Source organism: Mesorhizobium sp. M4B.F.Ca.ET.203.01.1.1 (assembly GCF_004791025.1).
In the GTDB taxonomy this organism is placed as follows: Bacteria; Pseudomonadota; Alphaproteobacteria; order Rhizobiales; family Rhizobiaceae; genus Mesorhizobium; species Mesorhizobium abyssinicae.
Genome location: NZ_SRUO01000005.1, coordinates 219,536 through 237,689 on the forward strand (window position 1 = coordinate 219,536; position 18,154 = coordinate 237,689).

Consider the following 18,154-nt stretch of genomic DNA (forward strand, 5'->3'; position numbering starts at 1 on the left):
TTTCAGGCCCGGAGCACCACGCCCCTCGCCTTGGCCCAACGCTCGACGATCTTGCGCTCCTCCAGCGTTGCGAGGCGGTTGCCGAAGCCGCGCACCTGCACGGCCCGGTTTTGCGGGTCGAGCTCGATCGTCAGCAAGCGCTCGATCTTGCCGAGCGCCTTGCGCCGCAGCACCCAGATCGAGGCGTTGCCGGCGATGCACTTGGCGGCATACAGCGAGACGCAGTGATGCATCGCGCGGCTTTCGGCAACCAGATCCTCGGCCGTCTTCAGCTGGCGAACGAAGAACCGCTCGCCATGCGCCTTCGCCTCCTTGGCCGACGGCTCCCAGTCCCAGTCCTCGAGCCGCGAGCCGTCCCACGCAGGGCCTTGCGCCTGCTGCCCTTTCCCGGCGGCGCGGCGGCGCATCGCCTCGATGCGCTCGATCGCGGCGATGTCGCGGTGCCATTCCACCATCTGCCTGCGCAGCGAGACAAGCGTGCGCCCCTTCAGGCTGTAGGCTCGATCGCGCCGATGCATGGCGCCAAGATAGTCGCACAGGTCGTCGATCTCCTCCCGCGAGGCGGGATGTCCGCAGAAGAACCGCGCCACCTCGCGCCAGAAGGCAATCTCGCCGCGTGGCGTGCGCGCGATCTTCGTCCGGGCGAGCCGGGCCGCCAGGCCGGGATCGTCCGTGCAGGACCGGGCGATCGCCAGCCAGAACGCCTCCTCGAAGGTGAAATCGCCGACGACGTTCACGAAGCAATGCACTTCCTTGCGCGACAGCCAGGCATTGGCGCCCGCCTTGTAGAGCGAGTCGCCACGCGCGGCCGCGACGTACCAGGCCTTGCGAAGCGCGACCTCGTCGGCGTTCAGCCCCGAGCTATCGAGCCAGATCGCCTCGAGCGCCGCCGAAACCGGATAGCGCGCATAAAGAAAACGGGCAGCCGCCAGCCGCAGCCGCGCAGGGTCGCGCGTCTTCAGCTTTGGGCGCCACAAGGCGCCGTCGCGGATGGCCCTGCGGGCAAAGCCCCGGCATGCTTCATCGAGCGCCCGCTCGAAATCCGGAGCGGGACGCGGCACGGCGGAAACCCGCCGCAGCGTTACCTGATATGCTTCAATGCGTTGGCGCTCGGCGTCCTGCCTGAGCTGGATCATGGACTTGGCCATGGCCGTTCTTCCTAATTGGACCCCTGTCAGCCGCACGCAATTCCAGCGTCGGCACGGAATGTGTCGATCTGGATTGCCGGGACATTGACAGGTCTCCTTCGGAAGACGGATTAGGAATGGGCGGCTTCTCTAGGCTCGCGGCAGATTTGACGCAAGAGGCGTTCTTTCAAGACTTGCAATCGCCGGCCAGAGTGTTGCACGGAAGCATCTCTAGTCTTTCAGGTAACCACTATTGTCGGCAAGGACTCTCAGCTCTGAAATGCATCGCGATTTAATGGCCTCTATCGCCGAGCATCACGCGGCCTTTTCCGCCGCGAACTTCCTCACCACCCGCTCCAGCAGCGGCGCGTAGTCGCGAAAGGCGCGCGTCTTCATGTTGGCGACCTTGCCGCCCTCGTCCCAGATGCGGACGCGCACCGCCTCCTCATGGAACGGGTTCCTGCGGAACTCGGCCACCTCCTCGGCGCTCATCGGCCCGCCCTGGAGCGACAGCGTGTGGACAGAGGCCGGCGAGAGCTTGCCGAAATAGGTCGGGTCGGTGGCGCACAGATAGCGCTTGGCCGAGACATGCAGCCGCACGCATTCGACGATGACCGGCGGGAAGAACGGCGCCAGCACCTCGCCGCCCGCCTCGTCGTGATGCTTGTCCTCGACATCGTCGGGCGAATAGGTGCCGAACTCGCTGGTGTAGTGGCCGATGTCGTGCAGCAATGCCGCCGCCACCAGTTCGTCCGGCGCGCCGTCCTGCTCGGCCAGCCACGCGCCCTGCAGCATGTGCTCCGACATGGTGACGGGCTCGCCGAGATAGGATTCGGCACCGCGTCGCTCAAAAATGTCGGCGATGAATTCGACGATGTTGCCGCTGTTCAGCGCCTGCCCGTTCATTCCGCCGCCTCCCTGAAATCGTGCTCGATCGCCGCCAGCGTCGACAACAGCCCGTCCTTGTCGGCGTAGCAGCCCTGCAGCCAGCGCTTGCCCGAGCCGGAAAACGCCTTGCGCGCATGCATGACGCGGGTGTTGTCGACAATGAAGGCCTGCCCAGCCTCCAGCTTGAAGGTCACCTCGAAGCCGGGATCCTCGATCAGCTCGGCGAACCGGCGATAGGCCGCGTAGTATTTGTCCATCTCGGCGAACGGCACGTCGACCGTCGGCGCCAGCGAGCGGTTGTTGAAGCGGATGCAGAGCAGTTCGCCATCCGGGCCGAGCTCGATCATCGGGCGCTTGGCTTGCAGACGCACGCCCGACGAGCCGGCATATTCGAAGCGTGCCGGATAGGAGCTCAGCAGGCGGAACCCGTGCGGATCTTCGGCCTGCAGCGCGGCCGCCACCGCGAAACCGTCGACTACGGTAGATTCGCCGCCCTCGACGGTGTTCTCGATGCAGGCCAGGATCTGCAGCGTCGGCACCGGATCGCGGTAGGGATTGTCGGTATGCGCCTGCAGGCCGAGATTGGTGTAGGCGAGATTGTTCGGATTGACCTCGGCGCGCACCTCGAACCAGCGCCCGTAATTGGTCTCCCTGATGTAACCGAACAGGTCGGACACCTTGCACAGCGCCCCCGACTCCGCCGGCAGGCCATCCATCACCGCAAAGCCGTAAGTCCTCACTGCCGAAAGCCATTCCCTGAGCACGCTGCGATCGTGGCTGGCGGCCGCATATGCCGCGCGCGGCACCGAATTCTGCATCGTCGCCCTTGTCCAGCATTGAACCACGTCGGCCGTCCAGCCTCCCTTGCGCAGTTCGACACGGTCATAGGCATGCGCGTACAACCAGCCTGCCGGGAAACTGACGGTCTTTTGCTCGGGGACGAAGCTGATCTCCAGTGCGCCGCCCTTGACCGAAGCCGCCGCGATCCGCGTCCCGGCCGGAATGTCGAGAATGGTGATCAGGCGCTGACCGTTGCCGGCGCTGCGCGTCTTGTCGTCCAATGCATTGTCGCGCAGCCACATGGCGTGAAAGCGGGTGCGCATCCCGTTGTCCCAGCTCAGTTCGACCGTTCGTCCGTCGTCGCCGATCAGCGCCTTGGTCAGCATGTCCAGCAGCTCCATCTTTCCCACGGCATCCGCAGGGTTTCGGGTTGCATGATGCTGACTTCGTAGTCATAACTCAAATTATGATTTTGCAGACTATGGCTATAGAATTCTAATGGCTGGAAGAATTGCCGGCGCCTTGCCTCCGCTCGACTGGTTGCGCAGCTTCGAGGCGGCGGCGCGGCTTTCGAACTTCACCGCCGCGGCGGCCGAACTCGGCCTGACGCAGGCGGCTGTCAGCCAGCACATTCGCTCCCTCGAGCAACGGCTGAAAACCAGGCTGTTCGTGCGTCTTGCCCGCGGTGTGGCGCTGTCGCCGGAGGGCGCCGCCTATCTTCCCCACATCCAGTCGGCCTTCGCCACCATCGGCAACAGCACCACGGAATTGTTCGAGCCGCGCGCCGTCCAGACCGTCACGGTGCGGGTGCCGATCTCCTTTGCCTTGCTGGTGCTCGTGCCTGCGCTCCCCGACCTGGCGAGAGCCCTGCCGCGGATCCAGCTCGACGTGGTGACCATTCATCGTCCCGCCGACTACGACCAGCCGGGCTCGACGCTCGACATCCGCTTCGGCAACGGGAACTTCCCCGGGCGCGAGGCCGACAGGCTGACCGTCGAGCGGCTGGTGCCGGTCGCCTCTCCGGCCCTGGCCGGCAATGCGGACTGGACGTCCCTGCCCTTGCTTCTGGTCGCCGGCGCGCGCGAGATGTGGGCCGAATGGTTTAGCGCTGCTGGCGTGCCGGGACATACCGGGCGTTCGCACCGCTTCGACAGTTTCGTTGCCGCCATGGAGGCGGCCAAGGCCGGCGCCGGCGCCCTGCTGGGCTCCAGGCCGCTGATCGATACCGCGCTTGCCGGAAAGGCGCTTGTGGCGCTTTCCGGCTTCGAGCTCTCCAGCAGCTCGGGCCATTTCCTGACCCGCGCTTCGGCAGCGGGGCTGACCCAGGCCGAGCAGGATTTTCGTCTGTGGCTGCTGTCACGCCTTGCCGGAATCGGCGCTCTGTAGGCTTGCGCCGGTCCGTTTCCAGTAGATTAGCGTGCCGGTCAATCCGCCATGCGGCTTCAGCGCGAAGTCGGGGATTTCGCCGGTCAGCGTGAAGCCGAGCCTCTCGTAGAGGCCGGAGGCACCCTCCTCGCTTGCCGTGTCCAGAACCAGCAAGGTGCGGCCGCGCTCCACGGCGATGTCTTCCGCGGCCCGCATCAGTCGGGTCGCCACGCCTTGGCCGCGACGATCGACGCGGGTCATCAGCTTGGCGATCTCGGCCCGGTGCGGCTGGTTGGGAGGAAAGTCGAGCAGCAAGGTGACGGTGCCGGCAAGGACATCGCCATCCCATGCGCCCAGCACCACCCGTTCGCCCAGCGCGGCGGCGGCAAGCGACTTCCGCCAGAAGGCCTCCGCTGCATCCTGCGCCAGCGGGTGCATGAAGCTCACCGACCCGCCGGCAGCCACCGTCTCGACCAGAAGCGCGGCCAGCAGTTTTTCCGTCTCGGCGTCCTGGCGCAGGATGTTGATTTCTGTGGAAGTCATGTTGGCGGAGTGTCCCTTGGAATGAATGTCTGCGACGCGGCGAAGAGCTGTGTCACGCCAGATGGCTGAACCGCCTTCGCTTCCTTGCGCGGCGGATTTCGGCGATCCGCTCGGTGTCGTCTTCGCCGAGATGCCGGCCGCGCTCGAGGATTTCGAGCGTGTATTCCTCATAGGTCAGGCCGAGCCGCTCGGCTCGCTCCAGCCGCATCAGCATGACGTCGCGGCTGGGCGCCTTCCAGGCTTTGGCGTGGGCCGCCTGCCAGGCAAGGAAAATGTAGGCGTCGCCCTTGCCCCAGGGCGGGCCGTCATAGTCGTCGAGCGGCGGCCCGCCATTGTGCGAGCGTCGGGGACGTCGAGCCATGCCGTCAGCCTCTGACCAGCGCGACGAGATAGTCGGCGGCGTCCGGTCCCGGCGCATGGAAGGTGCAGTCGGACGGCGCGCCGAGCGCCAGGCAGTCGCCGGGCCGCAGACTGTGCACGACGTCGCCTTCCGTGAAATCGAGCCTCCCGCCGATCAGCCAGATCTGCTGCTTGATGAAGGCGTAGGACGCCGCCGGAAAGCTGACGCTCTGCCCCGCTGGCAAGCGTACCTTGATCAGTTCGAGCGGCATGTCGGAAGCCGGCGAGAGATGCCGCCTGAGATAGCCGGTGTCCGGATCGCGCCACACCGGCTGCTCGCCTTCGCGCAGCAGGCCGCCGCCCTTGAGTTCCGCCCTGGCAATGAGCGTCGACAGCGTCATGCCGAAGGCCGCGGCGATGCGCACCAGCAGCGCCGCGGTCGGGCTGGTCTTGCCCTGCTCTATGGTGCTGAGCATCGCCTTCGACACATCGGAACGTTGCGCGAGCTCCGCCAGCGACCAGCCCCGCAAGGTCCGTTCCGAGCGTATCCGGCTGCCGAGGCTGGATGAAATGTCGTTCGCTATATCATTCATTCGTTCAATATAGCGAACTCGACATGGAATGAAAGACGGCGTTCGATCGAATTTTCGCGGTCGGCTTAACGGCGCCTACACCATCCGACCTCACCCCGGCTTAACCTCATCTGTGTAGGTTGCATCCCGAGGGAATGGGGATCATGCCATCTATGTTTGTCGAACGCGAAGTCTCCGTTGGAGAAGCGACCTCGCAGGAGCGTCGCAACAGGGAGCAGAGCGACAAGCGCATTCTCGGCAATGTCGTGCAATGCGATGGCGCGCGCGCCACCATTGGCGCCTATGCCGACGATATCGAAGGCGCGATCACCGGCCTGTGGACCGTCGGCAAGATGATCTCGATCAACCTCGGCTCGACGCGAACGGTCGGCCTCGTTTACGCGATCGGCAAGTCCGACCGCGCCTGGAGCAATGAGGGGCAGAACCCGATCGAGGTCAGCATCGAGTTGATCGGCGAGGTGCGCGACGGCGCCGAGCCCGGCGCCAAGCCCGTCTTCGACCGCGGCATCACCACCTATCCGCATATCGGCGCCATTGCGCACCGCATCCGCAGCCGCGACCTGCAGGCGGTCTACGATCTCGCCGGCCGACATTCGATCACCATCGGCACGCTGTCTCAGGACGAGGCGATCGACGCCAACATCGCCATCGACGATGTCCTGGCGCGTCACTTCGCCATCGTCGGCACCACCGGCGTCGGCAAGTCCACCGCCGTGTCGCTGCTGTTGCGCAAGTCGATCGAGGCCCGGCCGGACCTTCGCATCCTCATCCTCGACCCGCACAATGAGTTCGCTGCCTCGCTGCCCGAATATTGCGTCAGGGTCGATTCCAAGACGCTGGACCTGCCCTTCTGGATGTTCAGGCTGGAAGAGTTCGCCGAGGTGCTGTTTCGCGGGCGCGAGACGGAGCCCGAGGAAGTCGATGTGCTGCGCGATCTCATCCCCGCCGCCAAGAACCTCTATCGCAACCCGGGCTCCGGAACCTATCTGCGGCGCGGCAGCGACGCGCTGACCGCCGATACGCCGGTACCCTACCGCATCGCCGATCTCATCAAGCAGATCGACGAGCGCATGGGCATGCTCGAAAGCAAGAACGACCGCCCGACGCTGAAATCGCTCAAGACGCGCATCGAATCGGCGGCGTCCGATCCCCGCTATCGCTTCATGTTCAACTCGCGCCTGATCGAGGACACCATCCACGAGACGATCGGCAACATCTTCCGCGTGCCGAACCACGGCCGTCCGGTGACCTGCTTCGAGATGGCCGGCATGCCGTCCGAGGTGGTCAATTCCGTCTGCTCGGTGCTGGCGCGCCTGGCGTTCGACCTCGCTCTGTGGAGCGAGGGGCGGCTGCGGCTGCTGCTGCTGTGCGAGGAAGCGCATCGCTATATGCCGGCCGATCCCCGCCTCGGTTTCGCGCCGACAAGGCACGCGCTGTCGCGCATCGCCAAGGAGGGCCGCAAATACGGCTGCTATCTCGGCGTCGTCACCCAGCGTCCGGGCGAGCTCGACCCGACCATCCTGTCGCAGTGCTCGACCTTTTTCGCCATGCGGCTGGCCAACGAGCAGGACCAGGCGATCATCCGTTCGGCGATCGCCGATTCGTCCGCCTCGACGCTGGCCTTCCTGTCCTCGATGGGCCAGCGGGAAGCCATCGCCTTCGGCGAAGGCGTGGCGACGACGATGCGGCTGAAGTTCGAGAAACTGGCGCAGGAACTCATCCCCGGCACCGGCACGCGCGAGCAGGCGGTGCCCTCCGAAACCGGCGAAGACGTCGATCTCGCCGCGATCGTCGAACGGCTGCGCAACGTGCCGAAGCCGCAGCAGCAGATGGCCTTCGCCGAAGTCGTCGACACCGCTCGCCAGGCCGGCGACCCGGACTACCGCAAGCCCGCCGCCCCGCGCATGCAGCCGGACGAGGACTTCGACACCCGCTACGGCCTCAAGCCCGCAACCTTCGGCATGCGCCCGCAGAACGATTGATCTCTTCTTCTTCGGAAGTTCGGAGAAATCCCGAGAGAGAATTCATCAGGCCGGATTGAATGGCGCGGCTTTCGAGAACCCGGAGCGGACATGAGTCCGTGAGCACCGGAAGTCGAGAAGGCCGAGTCAGAGGGCCGGCCTCATGAATTCGCTCCGGGATTTTAGGCGCAGACGCGGTTGCGGCCTTGCCTCTTCGCCTCATAGAGCTGGCGGTCGGCGCGGCGATAAAAGTCCTCGGCCGTTTCCTTGCGGTCCCAGACGGCGAGGCCGACGCTGGTGGTGATTTTGAGGCGGACATTGCCGGACAGCACCGACATGTTGGCGATCGCCTTGCGAATGCGCTCGGCGAATTTGGCCAGCAGTTCGGCGTCCATGTTCGGCGTCACCACGGCGAACTCCTCGCCGCCGAGCCGCGCCACCACGTCGTGATAGCGTGTCATGCCCTTCAGGCAGCCGGCGACCGCCTTCAGCACCTCGTCGCCGACATCGTGGCCATGCGTGTCGTTGACCTGCTTGAAATGGTCGAGATCGAGGATCATCAGCCCGACCGGCTTCTCGATGCGACGGAACTCCTCGAGATATTCTTTCAGCGCGTCATCGAAATAGCGCCGGTTCTGCATGCCGGTCAGCCCGTCGGTCAGGGCCGCGTGCTCCAGCGTTTCCGAACGCGCGCTGAGCGAGACCGTCATGGCGCGCAGCTTGCCCTCTTCCGTCGCCTGCCTGCGGATCAGCGGGTAGATGAAGAACACGCCGAAGAACAGCGCGGTCGCCAGGAGCACCCCGGTCGCGAACAGCAATTTGTTGAGGTAGACGATCTTTTCAACGCGGGAAGCCGAGTCCAGATCGGTCGCGATGGCCTGCAGCAAACCATAGGCATGCAGCGTCACCAGGCCGGCCGCCAGGATCACGAAAATAAAGACGAAAAATGCGGATTCCGCCTTGTGGAAACGCATCTGCTCCCCGTGGAACTACCCAAAGGACCTTATGCCATGCAGGGCCTTACGGAGGGTTAATCCGGACAACCTGAGCGAGAATGTCCGGTTTTTGTTTTACTTTCGTGATTGCATTAGCGGCGGGGCATCAGATCGCGGCCATCGCAGCGTCGGCCGCATGCAATCGCCGCCATTCCGGACCCAGTTGATGGCGGAACCAGGTCGCCTGGCGCTTGGCATATTGCCGCGTCGCAATCTTGGCGCGCTCGATCGCTTCGGGGAAGCTTGATTGCCCAGCCATCGCCGCCTGCAGCTCGCGCACGCCGATTGCCTTCATCGCCGGCAGATCCGGATCGAGGTTGAGCGCCAATAGCTCTCTGACCTCGTCCAGGGCGCCGATGTCCAGCATGCGGTCGAACCGCGTCTCGATCCGCCCGACCAGCTCCGCGCGATCCGGTTCGATGACCAGGAACCGCGCGCTGTCGCGGTCGATCAGCGGCCGGCCCCGCGCCGCCTGCCATTCGGCTATGGAACGGCCCGAGGCGTCGAGCACCTCCAGCGCGCGCACGATGCGCTGGCCGTCGGTCGGCCTGAGCTGCATGCCGACCGCCGAATCCTCGCGCATCAGGATGCGGTGCAGCCTCTCGGCGCCCTGTTCCTTGAGTTCGTAGCGCCAGCGGTCGCGGATCGCCGGCGGAATCTCGGGCATATCCGAAATCCCTTCGGCAAGCGCGCGAAAATAGAGCCCGGTGCCGCCGACAAAAATCACTGGCCGTTCGACGAACGTGCCGTCCGGCCGTTCGGCGAGCACGCCATCGTCGATCAGCTTCGTCACGTCGCGCAGCCAGGCGCCTGTGGAATAGGCGACCGACGGATGGACATGGCCGTAGAGAAAATGCGGCGCACGGGCGAGGTCCGCGGGGCTTGGCCGTGCCGTCAGCACGTCGAGCACCGAATAGCCCTGCATGGAATCGGTGTTGACGATAATGCTGCCGTGGGGCTCGGCGAGGTCCAGCGCAAGCGCCGACTTGCCGCTGGCGGTCGGCCCGGCTATCAGGATCGCGTTCTTCACGCGGCCCTCGCCCGCCTGTCCGGAAGTCTCGATGCCGCTGATCGCCACGCTTGTGTCCCATCCCGAAGGCCGCGCTGTCTCGGCCACGCTTGCGAATATGGCCTCACGGTCGGTCGGTGCAAGCGCTGTTCGCTGGCTGGCGGAGGACGTCGCCTGCGATCTCGTCCTGCCGGAAACGGCGAACGCCGCTGAAGCGGCCGCCGCCCTGCGCGTCGCGCTCGCCCCGGAACCGGTCGACGTGATCGTCCAGCCGGCCGATGGCAGGCGCAAGAAGATCCTCATCGCCGACATGGATTCGACGATGATCGACCAGGAGTGCATCGACGAACTGGCCGACGAGATCGGCGTCAAGGATCGCGTCGCGGCGATCACCGCGCGCTCAATGAACGGCGAGATCGCCTTCGAACCGGCCCTGCGCGAGCGCGTCGCCCTGCTGAAAGGCCTCGATACCGCCGTGGTCGATCGACTCATCGAGACCCGGCTGACGCTGGCATCCGGTGGCCTCGCGCTGGTCCGCACCATGCGGGCCAACGGCGCCTGGACGGCGCTCGTGTCCGGCGGCTTCAATGTCTTCACCAGCCGCATCGCGGCGATGCTCGGCTTCCAGGAGAACCGCGCCAACCGGCTGATCGAGGAGAATGGCCGTTTCAACGGGCTGGTCGCCGAGCCGATCCTCGGGCGGGCCGCCAAGGCGGACGCCTTGCTCGAGATCGCCGCCCGGCTTGGTCTCACCCCTGCCGACGCGCTTGCCGTCGGCGACGGCGCCAACGACCTCGACATGATCCGCCTGGCCGGCACCGGCGTCGCGCTGCATGCCAAGCCCTCGGTGGCGGCGGATGCCAAGGTCCGCATCGACCATGGCGACCTGACGGCGCTGCTCTATCTGCAAGGCTATCGCCAGGAGGAGTTTGCCGGATGAAACCGATGCGCACCGAGCGCCTGATCCTGCGCAACTGGGAGGATCGTGATCGCGAGCTCTTCCATCGCATCAATTCTGACGAGCAGGTGATGGAATTCTTTCCGTTCCGCCGCGACCGCGCCGAGACGGATGCCAAAATGGATGAATTTCGCGGCTGGATCGCCGAGGATGGCTTTGGCTTTGCCGCCGCCGAGATCGCGGCGACGGGCGAATGCATCGGCTTTGTCGGCCTCTTGGAGACCGATCACGTGCCGTCCATGCCTTCCGACACAATCGAGATCGGCTGGCGGCTGGCGCCCGAATTCTGGGGCAAGGGCTATGTCACCGAGGCGGCCGAGGCCTGGCTCGCCTTTGGCTTCGAGACGCTCGACCGCGACGAGATCGTCTCCTTCGCCGTGGCCGACAACCACCGCTCCACCGCCGTCATGAAGCGCCTCGGCATGAGCGCCGATCCGGCGCGCGACTTCGATCATCCCGACATCCCGGACAGTCATCCGGCGCTCAAGCGGCATGTCTTCTACAGGCTGGCGCGCGATGACTGGCAGGCACGAAAAAGGGCGGCCCGTTAGCCGCCCTTTTCATTGAAACTCAGTCGATTGCGCGATTTTCCGGACTCAATCCATCCGGATCGTCACGAACCGCAACTCACCGGTCTTCGACGCCAGCATCAGGAGCGCGTTCTTGCGCCCTTGTTCTTTCAGCGCGCCGATGCGGTCCATGACGTCCTTGGGCGTCGCCACCGATTCCTGGGCGATCTCGGTGATCACCTCGCCGGGCTGGATGCCGCGCTCGGCCGCTGCCGAATCCTTGGTGACGTCGGTGATGACGACGCCGGAGACGTCGGCGGCGATGCCGAACTTGGTCCGAGTCTCGTCATTGAGCTCGCCGATGGTCATGCCGAGCACGGCCGCCGTCGAGACCGCGGGCGCCTTGTCGCCATTGTCCTGGTCGGTGTTGCTGCCGTCCTCGCCGCTGGCCAGCTTCTCGCCGTCCTCGAGCCGGCCGAGCGTCACCTTCACCGTCTGCTCGACGCCCTTGCGCACGATGACCACGTCCACCGCCTTGCCGACCGGGCTTTCGGCGACGACGCGCGGCAGGTCGCGCATCTCGTGAATGTCCTTGCCGTCGAACTTGATGATGACGTCGCCGGCCAGGATCGTGCCGTTGTCGACCGGCCCGCCCTTGATGACGCCGGCCACCAGCGCGCCCTTGGCGGTCGCCATGCCGAGGCTTTCGGCGATGTCGTCGGTCACCGGCTGGATGCGCACGCCGAGCCAGCCGCGCCGCGTTTCGCCGAACTGGCGAAGCTGGTCGACGACGCCCGAGGCAAGCTGCGAGGGAATGGAAAAGCCGATGCCGATCGAGCCACCCGACGGCGAGATGATCGCCGTGTTGATGCCGATGACCTCGCCCAGGCTGTTGAACAGCGGACCGCCGGAATTGCCGCGGTTGATCGCGGCGTCGGTCTGGATGAAGTCGTCATAGGGGCCGGAATTGATGTCGCGGTTGCGTGCCGAGACGATGCCGACCGTCACCGTGCCGCCAAGGCCGAACGGATTGCCGATCGCCATCACCCAGTCGCCGACGCGCATCTTGGTGGAATCGCCGAACTTCACCGCCGTCAGCTTGTGGCCCTTCGGGTCGACCTTCAGCACCGCGACGTCGGTCTTGGTGTCGGTGCCGACCAGCGTCGCCTTCAGCGTCACGCCGTCGGAGAAATTCACCTCGATGTCGTCGGCATCGGCGATGACGTGGTTGTTGGTGACCACGATGCCTTGCTCGGCGTCGATGACGAAGCCGGAGCCCAGCGACTGCACTTTCTGGGCGCCGCCGCCCTTGTCGCCGCCGCGGTTCTTGAAAAAGTCGTCGAAGAAGTCCTGGAACGGCGAGCCCTCGGGCAATTGCGGCATCGGCACCGCGCCGGGTCCTTCCGAGCCCTTCACCGTCTGCGAGGTCGAGATGTTGACGACGGCGCCCAGCAGGCCCTGGGCAAGATCGGCAACCGAAGCCGGTCCGTCGGCGGCGACGGTCGGCGTCACGGTGGACGGGACAAGGAAGGTGCCGACGAGCAGCGCCGCTGCGCCGGCGACGAGCGTCCGCCTGGCCACGCGCAGAAGGGTGTTGGGTGTCATCGAGGGCCTCCCGGTGTTTCTGAAAGAAAGCGCTTCCGCAAAAACGCCGCGTTGCGTCATGTTGGCAAGAAATACGGCACGTTTGCGGCTATGGCTATCGGCAGAGGATAAATCGTCCGTTACGCCGGCACCAAGAAATTTTCGTCAGCCGCGCACCAGCCAGACGATGCCGACGCCAATGGCGATCGCCGCCAGTCCAGCGATGCGCAGCGCGGTCTCCGGCATCGACAGCACCTCGGTGGCGAGCTTCTTGGCCAAGCCCGGAAACCCGCCATAGACCAGGCCCTCGACGACGAGGACCAGGCCCATTGCCGCGAGAAAATCCTGCACCGGCCGCTACTGGCCGGTGCCGGGTTGCGCCGGCGGCGTGGCCGGCGCGGGTTGCGGCGCCGTTGGCTTTACCGGTGCTTCCATGCTGTTCGGATCGCGGAAATAGCGGAAGAACTCGGACTCAGGCGACAGCACCATGGTCGTCCCGGTGTTGTCGAGCGCCGTGCCGTAGGCGTTCATCGAGCGGTAGAACTCGAAGAAGGCCGGGTCGCGCTGATAGGCGGCCGCGAAGGTCGCGCTGCGCTGGGCTTCGCCCTCGCCGCGCAGGATTTCCGATTCCTTCTGCGCCTCGGCGACGATCTCGACCACTTCGCGGTCGGCGCGGGCCTTGATGCGCTGCGCCGCCTCGTTGCCGCGTGCCCTCAGCCGCTCGGCCTCGGCGAGACGCTCGGCCTTCATGCGGTCGAAAGTCTGCTGCGAAACCTCGGCGGTCAGATCGGTTCGGCGAATGCGCACATCCTCGATTTCGAGGCCGAGCGAGGTGGCGTCGGGCCTGAGCTGGTCGCGCACCTCGCGCATCATGACGGCGCGTTCCTCGGACAGCGCGGCCTCGAAGTCGCGCAGACCGTAGACACGGCGAAGCGCCGCGTCGAGACGCGTCCTCAGCCGCTGCTCGGCAAGCTCGATGCTGCCGGACACCGCGGCGCGGAAGACGCGCGGGTTCGAGATACGGTAGGCAATGAAGGCATCGACCTCGTAGAACTTGCCGCCCGAGACCTGGACGCGGATGTTGTCGAGGTCGAAGCGCAGTACGCGGTTCTCGATCAGCTGCACGCTGTCGGCATCGAAGAAGGCGAAGGGCGCCTTGAAATAGATGCCGGGCTCGGTCTTGACGTCGACGATCTCGCCGAACCTCAGCACCAGCGCCTGCTGGCGCGCGTTGACCACGAACACCGATGAGTAGATCAGGAACAGGACGACCGCCGCGACGACGGCGATGATGGGGAGACGGTTGGCCATCACTGGGTTCCTCCCGTCGTGGCGCCCAGGGCGCCCGGCGCCGGCGCCTTCTGCTGCAATGCCGGAAGCGGCAGGTAGGGGACGACCCCTTGCCCGTTGCCCTGCTCGACGATGACCTTGCTCGAATCCTTCAGCACCCGCTCCATCGTTTCCAGGTAGAGGCGCTTGCGCGTCACGTCGGGCGCCTTGGCGTATTCGTCATAGACCGAGATGAAGCGCTGCGCCTCACCCTCGGCCTCCTGAACCACGCGGTTCTTGTAGGCCGCCGCGTCCTCGCGGATCTGGGCGGCCGCGCCGCGCGCCTGGCCGAGTTTCTGGTTGGAATACTGGTTGGCCTGCTCGACGAACTTGTCCTCGTCCTGCTCGGCCCGCTGCACCTCGTCGAAGGCGTCGGCCACCTCGCGCGGCGGCGCTGCATCCTCGATCGAGACGGCGTTGACGTTGAGACCGGCCTTGTAGCCGTCCAGTGTCGTCTGGATGATCTCGCGCACCGAGGCGGCTATGCCCTGGCGGTCATCGCGGAAGATATCCTGAGCCGGCCGACGGCCGACGGCTTCACGCATGGCGCTTTCGGCGACCTGCCGCAGCATGCCGTCGGGATCGGATACGTCGAACAGATAGGCCCTGGGATCGGAGACCTGATAGGCGACCGAGAACTGCACGTTGACGATGTTCTGGTCGCCCGAAAGCATCAGCCCGGAGCTGTTGCTGTTGGTCGCGCCGCCGCCGATATCGACGAGCTGTTCGGCGATGTTGGCCGTCTCGACGGTCTCGACCGGCCACCAATGGAAATGCAGGCCGGGCTCCGAAAGCTCGGCCTTCGGCTTGCCGAAGCGCAGTTCGACGGCAACCTCGTCAGGCTGCACGGTGTAGACCGCCTTGAATGCCCACAGTACGACGAGCGCCGCGGCGATCAACCCGAACACCGCGGGGCTGGCGCCGCCGCCGCCCGGCAGGGCGCGCCGCAATCTGTCCTGGCCGCGGCGGATGATGTCTTCCAGGTCGGGAGGCGAGCCTTGCGGACCGCTGGGGCCCTTCGGCCCCTGCCCCCAGGGACCCTGATTGCCGCCGCCGCCCCATGGGCCGCCGCCACCGCTCTTGTCGTTCCAGGGCATGAATGTCCTTTCGCTTGGGATTCCCTCAGCGCCGGCCTGACGGCGCAAAATCCGATGTCGTACTTCTATAGGGACGCCACGGCGCGCTTTCAACGCGATCTGCTGGCCGGCCGTCCGTTTTGGGCCGCTAGCGACCCTTTGTCGTCCTCAGTTTGCGCCGCGACGGCGTTCGTAGACCGTATAGCGGGTCGCGTGGCTGTCCTTCTCGCCGGCCGGCACGTCCTCGGCGCCGACGGTGCGCCACACTTGCGGGTCGATCGGCGGAAAATGCGCATCGCCCTCGACGCTGGCGAGCACGTGGGTGACATGCAGCCGATCGGCCAGCGGCAGCGCCTGGGCGTAGATTTCGCCGCCGCCGACCACGCAGATCTCGTCGGCGCCGGCCATGCAGCGTCCGCGCACATTGGCAAGCGCGATGGCATCGCTGAGCGAATGCGCGGTTTCGACGCCATCGGCCCGCCAGGCCTTGTCGCGCGTCACCACGATGTTGAGCCGGCCCGGCAGCGGCCGGCCGATGCCTTCATAGGTCTTGCGCCCCATGATGATCGGCTTGCCCATCGTGTCGGCCTTGAAGCGCTTGAGATCGGTGGAAAGCCGCCATGGCAGGCCACCATCGCGCCCGATCACGCCGTTCTCGGCGATGGCGACGTAGATTGCGATATCCATCAGCCACCGTTCCCGTTGTCACCGCCGCTCGTGTCATCCGCCTGCTCGAGCAGCAAGATGTCGATGTCGTGCTCGGGATAGAAATCCTTCGCCGTCATCTCGAATGTCGTCGGTCCGACCTTGCGGACATTGTCGCCGCAGAAGGAGACCAAGTTCTTCGGGCTGCCCTTGTCGATGGTCAGCTTGAAGTCGCCGATATTGCCCGAGGCCCAGTTGCCGCCCGTGGTCAGGATATAGGCGATCCTGCTTTCGAAAAATTGCGGGTAGCCGTCGGGATTGTCCTTGGCCGCCTTGCGCACCGCATTCTCGAAACCATCGTCCATGCAATAGCGGGTCTTGTAGGTCGCGTACTGGCCCTGGAACTGGCCGTCATAGAAGAAGCTGACCGACGAGGTTCTGCCGACGCTCGGCTTGTAGCGGTGCGAGACATGCACCGCCTTGTTGGCGGGGAAGGTCGAGCGCCACCAATAGGTCGAGCGCAATTGCCAGAACGGCGCGTAGACGGTCTTCATCCCCGAGCCGTCATCGGCGGTATCCTCGATGATGATACCGCGGTTTTCCCAGTCCTCGGCGACCTCCTTGGGAAGCTTCGCCAGCGCCGCCTTGGCCGCGTCGCCGAACGGATAGAGCGGCACGTTCTGCGCCTTGAGGTCGGCGCTGATGTCGATACCCAGCGCAAAGGCCTTCTGCTCGAGTTGCAGCTTTGCGTCGACGCCGTCGATCGTCACTTCGAAGCCGAGGAAATTATCGCTCTGCGCTTCGGGGATCGCCGGCATCTCGTTCGGGTCGCCTTCGATGTCGGGCATCGGGAAGGCAACGATGGCACTGACGTCCTTGTCGGTGTTGTTGCGGAAGACATAGTCGACCGTGACCTTTTCCTGCGAGATGAAGAGGTCCTCGCTCTCCATGGCGACGGCGTCGCTGCGCGACAGGATCAGTCCCCCGGTTCCGAGTTCTGCGATCGAATCGTTGGCCAATGCCGGCGCGACCGACAATGCCAGCGCTGCGGTCAGGATAGTGCGGAACATGAACCCCCTCTTGGCGGCAGAGCCGGCACTGGCCGGATGCGCGCCCACATCTAGAGCAAATCCAGGAAAAGTGGGTAGCGGTTTTCCGCCCGGACTTACGCAAGACAAATAGCTAGAGCAGTTCGGCGTTTCCACCAAACGATGGCCATTCGGCGGCCTTGCCGGTGCTTGCTTCACGCTTGTCTGGACACCGGCTTCCCGATCGGGCAGGAGAGCGCCCATGCGCAAGCTTCTGGTCATCGGCATCGGCGCCGGCAATCCCGAACACATGACGGTCCAGGCCATCAACGGCCTGAACCGGGCGGACGTCCTGTTTATTCCCGACAAGGGCGCGACAAAGAACGATCTCGCCCAGTTGCGCCGGCAGATCTGCGACCGCTTCGTCACCAACCCGAAATCGCGCCGGGTGGAATTCGACGTGCCGGTGCGGGCCGAGCCCTCTCCTTCCTACCGGACGACGGTCGACGACTGGCATGAAGCGATCGCCGCAATCTACGAAGGCCTGATCCGCGACGAGCTTGCCGAAGATGGCTGCGGCGCCTTCCTGATCTGGGGCGACCCTTCGCTCTACGACAGCGCGCTGCGCATCCTCGAACGGGTGCGGCAGCGTCGCAATGTCGAATTCGAGCTCGAGGTCATTCCCGGCATCACCGCCGTCCAGGCGCTGGCCGCCAGCCACAAAATGGCGCTGAACCGCATCGGCGACCCCGTGCTGATCACCACCGGCCGCCGCCTGACCGAGGAAGGCATGCCAGGCAACGCCGGCAGCACGGTCGTCATGCTCGACGGCAAATGCGCCTTCAACACGCTGGACGACGACAACCTCGTCATCCATTGGGGCGCCTATCTCGGCACGCCCGACGAGATCGTCATCTCCGGTCGCCTTGGCGACGTCGGCACGGAGATCGAAAGGGTCCGCGAGGAAGCCCGGCAAAGCAAGGGCTGGATCATGGACACCTATCTGCTGCGCAAGCCCGGCGAGCCTGAGGAATAGAGACCACCCGGAACGGGGCGGCGCTCAGCCCGCATCGATCTCCGCTTGCAAGGCCTCCATATGCTGCGCCGCCGCGGACGCTGCCGCCCGTTCTATGGCCCGGAAGCGGCAGACGACCGCCAGGCCGACCGCGGTCAATTGCGCGCCGCCGCCCTTCTTGCCGCCCGTCTGCGCCGCGACCAGCGGCTTGCCAAACACCCGGTTCATGTCCTCGACCAGGTCCCAGGCATGCTTGTAGGACATCTCCATGCCGCGCGCCGCGGCCGAGATCGAGCCGAAGGCGGCGATCTGCTCCAGCAGCTCAATCTTGCCCGGCCCGATCCGCCCGTCGGGATCGAGATTTATCCGCAAGCTCAGCGATGGCATCCCTTGTCCTCCGCGATCAGATT

Annotated in this window: 20 protein-coding genes; 5 read left to right on the forward strand and 15 right to left on the reverse strand. The window is 65.4% G+C overall.

Annotated features, from left to right (window positions below):
• Positions 1 to 2: 2 nt before the first annotated feature.
• From EN846_RS13690 to EN846_RS13700, 3 genes are all read right to left on the reverse strand, one after another.
• Positions 3 to 1,148 carry a PcfJ domain-containing protein gene (locus tag EN846_RS13690; protein ID WP_127392102.1) on the reverse strand — a complete coding sequence of 382 codons (1,146 nt, stop codon included), beginning with the start codon at positions 1,146 to 1,148 and terminating at the stop codon, positions 3 to 5.
• A 294-nt stretch (positions 1,149 to 1,442) separates the two neighbouring features.
• Positions 1,443 to 2,033 (reverse strand): HD domain-containing protein, encoded by a 591-nt coding sequence (locus EN846_RS13695; RefSeq protein WP_127285085.1) that lies wholly within the window; start codon positions 2,031 to 2,033, stop codon positions 1,443 to 1,445.
• Complete coding sequence (locus EN846_RS13700; RefSeq protein ID WP_245478194.1) at positions 2,030 to 3,196, reverse strand: gamma-butyrobetaine dioxygenase; 1,167 nt, start codon at positions 3,194 to 3,196, stop codon at positions 2,030 to 2,032. The genes EN846_RS13695 and EN846_RS13700 overlap by 4 nt, the downstream gene beginning before the upstream one ends.
• Before the next feature lie 97 nt (positions 3,197 to 3,293).
• Here EN846_RS13700 and EN846_RS13705 point away from each other — a divergent pair, with 97 nt between their 5' ends.
• Complete coding sequence (locus EN846_RS13705; protein ID WP_127392103.1) at positions 3,294 to 4,181, forward strand: LysR family transcriptional regulator; 888 nt, start codon at positions 3,294 to 3,296, stop codon at positions 4,179 to 4,181.
• On the opposite strand, the gene EN846_RS13710 is transcribed toward EN846_RS13705, so the two are convergent.
• Genes EN846_RS13710 through EN846_RS13720 form a run of 3 tightly spaced genes read right to left on the reverse strand, consistent with a single transcriptional unit; the run spans position 4,152 to position 5,635 of the window.
• Positions 4,152 to 4,703, reverse strand: a complete 552-nt coding sequence (locus EN846_RS13710; protein ID WP_127392104.1) for a GNAT family N-acetyltransferase — start codon at positions 4,701 to 4,703, stop codon at positions 4,152 to 4,154. The two genes, EN846_RS13705 and EN846_RS13710, sit on opposite strands and share 30 nt — an antisense overlap.
• 52 nt (positions 4,704 to 4,755) lie before the next feature.
• Positions 4,756 to 5,064 carry a hypothetical protein gene (locus tag EN846_RS13715; protein ID WP_127392105.1) on the reverse strand — a complete coding sequence of 103 codons (309 nt, stop codon included), beginning with the start codon at positions 5,062 to 5,064 and terminating at the stop codon, positions 4,756 to 4,758.
• A gap of 4 nt (positions 5,065 to 5,068) precedes the next feature.
• Positions 5,069 to 5,635 (reverse strand): XRE family transcriptional regulator, encoded by a 567-nt coding sequence (locus EN846_RS13720; protein WP_127392106.1) that lies wholly within the window; start codon positions 5,633 to 5,635, stop codon positions 5,069 to 5,071.
• 152 nt (positions 5,636 to 5,787) lie between these two features.
• Here EN846_RS13720 and EN846_RS13725 point away from each other — a divergent pair, with 152 nt between their 5' ends.
• Entirely contained in the window at positions 5,788 to 7,617 is a 1,830-nt protein-coding gene (locus tag EN846_RS13725; protein ID WP_127392109.1) for an ATP-binding protein, read from the forward strand.
• 161 nt (positions 7,618 to 7,778) lie between these two features.
• Here the strand turns inward: EN846_RS13725 and EN846_RS13730 are convergent, their stop codons facing one another.
• Both EN846_RS13730 and miaA read right to left on the reverse strand, forming a co-directional pair.
• Complete coding sequence (locus tag EN846_RS13730) at positions 7,779 to 8,570, reverse strand: GGDEF domain-containing protein (protein ID WP_127392107.1); 792 nt, start codon at positions 8,568 to 8,570, stop codon at positions 7,779 to 7,781.
• Between the two features lie 127 nt (positions 8,571 to 8,697).
• Positions 8,698 to 9,663 carry a tRNA (adenosine(37)-N6)-dimethylallyltransferase MiaA gene (gene miaA, locus EN846_RS13735; protein ID WP_127392110.1) on the reverse strand — a complete coding sequence of 322 codons (966 nt, stop codon included), beginning with the start codon at positions 9,661 to 9,663 and terminating at the stop codon, positions 8,698 to 8,700.
• On the opposite strand from miaA, the gene serB reads away from it, so the two are divergent.
• Together serB and EN846_RS13745 are read left to right on the forward strand one after the other, a co-directional pair.
• A complete protein-coding gene (gene serB, locus EN846_RS13740; protein WP_127392108.1) occupies positions 9,653 to 10,540 on the forward strand; it encodes a phosphoserine phosphatase SerB in 888 nt (295 codons plus the stop codon). The two genes, miaA and serB, sit on opposite strands and share 11 nt — an antisense overlap.
• Positions 10,537 to 11,109 carry a GNAT family N-acetyltransferase gene (locus tag EN846_RS13745; RefSeq protein ID WP_127283657.1) on the forward strand — a complete coding sequence of 191 codons (573 nt, stop codon included), beginning with the start codon at positions 10,537 to 10,539 and terminating at the stop codon, positions 11,107 to 11,109. The genes serB and EN846_RS13745 overlap by 4 nt, the downstream gene beginning before the upstream one ends.
• Before the next feature lie 45 nt (positions 11,110 to 11,154).
• Here the strand turns inward: EN846_RS13745 and EN846_RS13750 are convergent, their stop codons facing one another.
• From EN846_RS13750 to EN846_RS13775, 6 genes are all read right to left on the reverse strand, one after another.
• Positions 11,155 to 12,672, reverse strand: a complete 1,518-nt coding sequence (locus EN846_RS13750; protein ID WP_127283656.1) for a DegQ family serine endoprotease — start codon at positions 12,670 to 12,672, stop codon at positions 11,155 to 11,157.
• 144 nt (positions 12,673 to 12,816) lie between these two features.
• Entirely contained in the window at positions 12,817 to 13,002 is a 186-nt protein-coding gene (locus EN846_RS13755; RefSeq protein WP_127283655.1) for a DUF2065 domain-containing protein, read from the reverse strand.
• Between the two features lie 6 nt (positions 13,003 to 13,008).
• On the reverse strand, positions 13,009 to 13,962 hold the full coding sequence (locus tag EN846_RS13760) for a protease modulator HflC (protein WP_127283654.1): 954 nt from the start codon (positions 13,960 to 13,962) through the stop codon (positions 13,009 to 13,011).
• On the reverse strand, positions 13,962 to 15,077 hold the full coding sequence (gene hflK / locus EN846_RS13765; RefSeq protein ID WP_127283653.1) for an FtsH protease activity modulator HflK: 1,116 nt from the start codon (positions 15,075 to 15,077) through the stop codon (positions 13,962 to 13,964). The genes EN846_RS13760 and hflK overlap by 1 nt, the downstream gene beginning before the upstream one ends.
• A 147-nt stretch (positions 15,078 to 15,224) precedes the next feature.
• Positions 15,225 to 15,743 (reverse strand): dihydrofolate reductase, encoded by a 519-nt coding sequence (locus EN846_RS13770; RefSeq protein WP_127283652.1) that lies wholly within the window; start codon positions 15,741 to 15,743, stop codon positions 15,225 to 15,227.
• Positions 15,743 to 16,771 (reverse strand): DUF4424 domain-containing protein, encoded by a 1,029-nt coding sequence (locus EN846_RS13775; RefSeq protein WP_127283651.1) that lies wholly within the window; start codon positions 16,769 to 16,771, stop codon positions 15,743 to 15,745. Before EN846_RS13775 ends, EN846_RS13770 begins: the two co-directional genes overlap by 1 nt.
• A gap of 220 nt (positions 16,772 to 16,991) precedes the next feature.
• Between EN846_RS13775 and cobF the strand changes: the two genes are divergently transcribed.
• On the forward strand, positions 16,992 to 17,765 hold the full coding sequence (gene cobF / locus EN846_RS13780) for a precorrin-6A synthase (deacetylating) (RefSeq protein WP_127283650.1): 774 nt from the start codon (positions 16,992 to 16,994) through the stop codon (positions 17,763 to 17,765).
• Positions 17,766 to 17,789: 24 nt separating this feature from the next.
• On the opposite strand, the gene EN846_RS13785 is transcribed toward cobF, so the two are convergent.
• On the reverse strand, positions 17,790 to 18,131 hold the full coding sequence (locus EN846_RS13785; protein WP_127283649.1) for a winged helix-turn-helix domain-containing protein: 342 nt from the start codon (positions 18,129 to 18,131) through the stop codon (positions 17,790 to 17,792).
• Positions 18,132 to 18,154: the final 23 nt, after the last annotated feature.

Bases quoted from the DNA above. Each gene is read 5' to 3' on its own strand.
- EN846_RS13785 (WP_127283649.1), bottom strand. From the start codon at position 18,131: ATGCCATCGCTGAGCTTGCGGATAAATCTCGATCCCGACGGGCGGATC.
- EN846_RS13730 (WP_127392107.1), bottom strand. From the start codon at position 8,570: ATGCGTTTCCACAAGGCGGAATCCGCATTTTTCGTCTTTATTTTCGTG.
- EN846_RS13745 (WP_127283657.1), top strand. From the start codon at position 10,537: ATGAAACCGATGCGCACCGAGCGCCTGATCCTGCGCAACTGGGAGGAT.
- cobF (WP_127283650.1), top strand. From the start codon at position 16,992: ATGCGCAAGCTTCTGGTCATCGGCATCGGCGCCGGCAATCCCGAACAC.
- EN846_RS13775 (WP_127283651.1), bottom strand. From the start codon at position 16,771: ATGTTCCGCACTATCCTGACCGCAGCGCTGGCATTGTCGGTCGCGCCG.
- EN846_RS13715 (WP_127392105.1), bottom strand. From the start codon at position 5,064: ATGGCTCGACGTCCCCGACGCTCGCACAATGGCGGGCCGCCGCTCGAC.
- EN846_RS13700 (WP_245478194.1), bottom strand. From the start codon at position 3,196: ATGGAGCTGCTGGACATGCTGACCAAGGCGCTGATCGGCGACGACGGA.
- hflK (WP_127283653.1), bottom strand. From the start codon at position 15,077: ATGCCCTGGAACGACAAGAGCGGTGGCGGCGGCCCATGGGGCGGCGGC.
- EN846_RS13710 (WP_127392104.1), bottom strand. From the start codon at position 4,703: ATGACTTCCACAGAAATCAACATCCTGCGCCAGGACGCCGAGACGGAA.
- serB (WP_127392108.1), top strand. From the start codon at position 9,653: ATGCCGCTGATCGCCACGCTTGTGTCCCATCCCGAAGGCCGCGCTGTC.
- EN846_RS13720 (WP_127392106.1), bottom strand. From the start codon at position 5,635: ATGAATGATATAGCGAACGACATTTCATCCAGCCTCGGCAGCCGGATA.
- EN846_RS13750 (WP_127283656.1), bottom strand. From the start codon at position 12,672: ATGACACCCAACACCCTTCTGCGCGTGGCCAGGCGGACGCTCGTCGCC.
- EN846_RS13770 (WP_127283652.1), bottom strand. From the start codon at position 15,743: ATGGATATCGCAATCTACGTCGCCATCGCCGAGAACGGCGTGATCGGG.
- EN846_RS13695 (WP_127285085.1), bottom strand. From the start codon at position 2,033: ATGAACGGGCAGGCGCTGAACAGCGGCAACATCGTCGAATTCATCGCC.
- EN846_RS13705 (WP_127392103.1), top strand. From the start codon at position 3,294: ATGGCTGGAAGAATTGCCGGCGCCTTGCCTCCGCTCGACTGGTTGCGC.
- EN846_RS13725 (WP_127392109.1), top strand. From the start codon at position 5,788: ATGTTTGTCGAACGCGAAGTCTCCGTTGGAGAAGCGACCTCGCAGGAG.
- EN846_RS13760 (WP_127283654.1), bottom strand. From the start codon at position 13,962: ATGGCCAACCGTCTCCCCATCATCGCCGTCGTCGCGGCGGTCGTCCTG.
- EN846_RS13690 (WP_127392102.1), bottom strand. From the start codon at position 1,148: ATGGCCAAGTCCATGATCCAGCTCAGGCAGGACGCCGAGCGCCAACGC.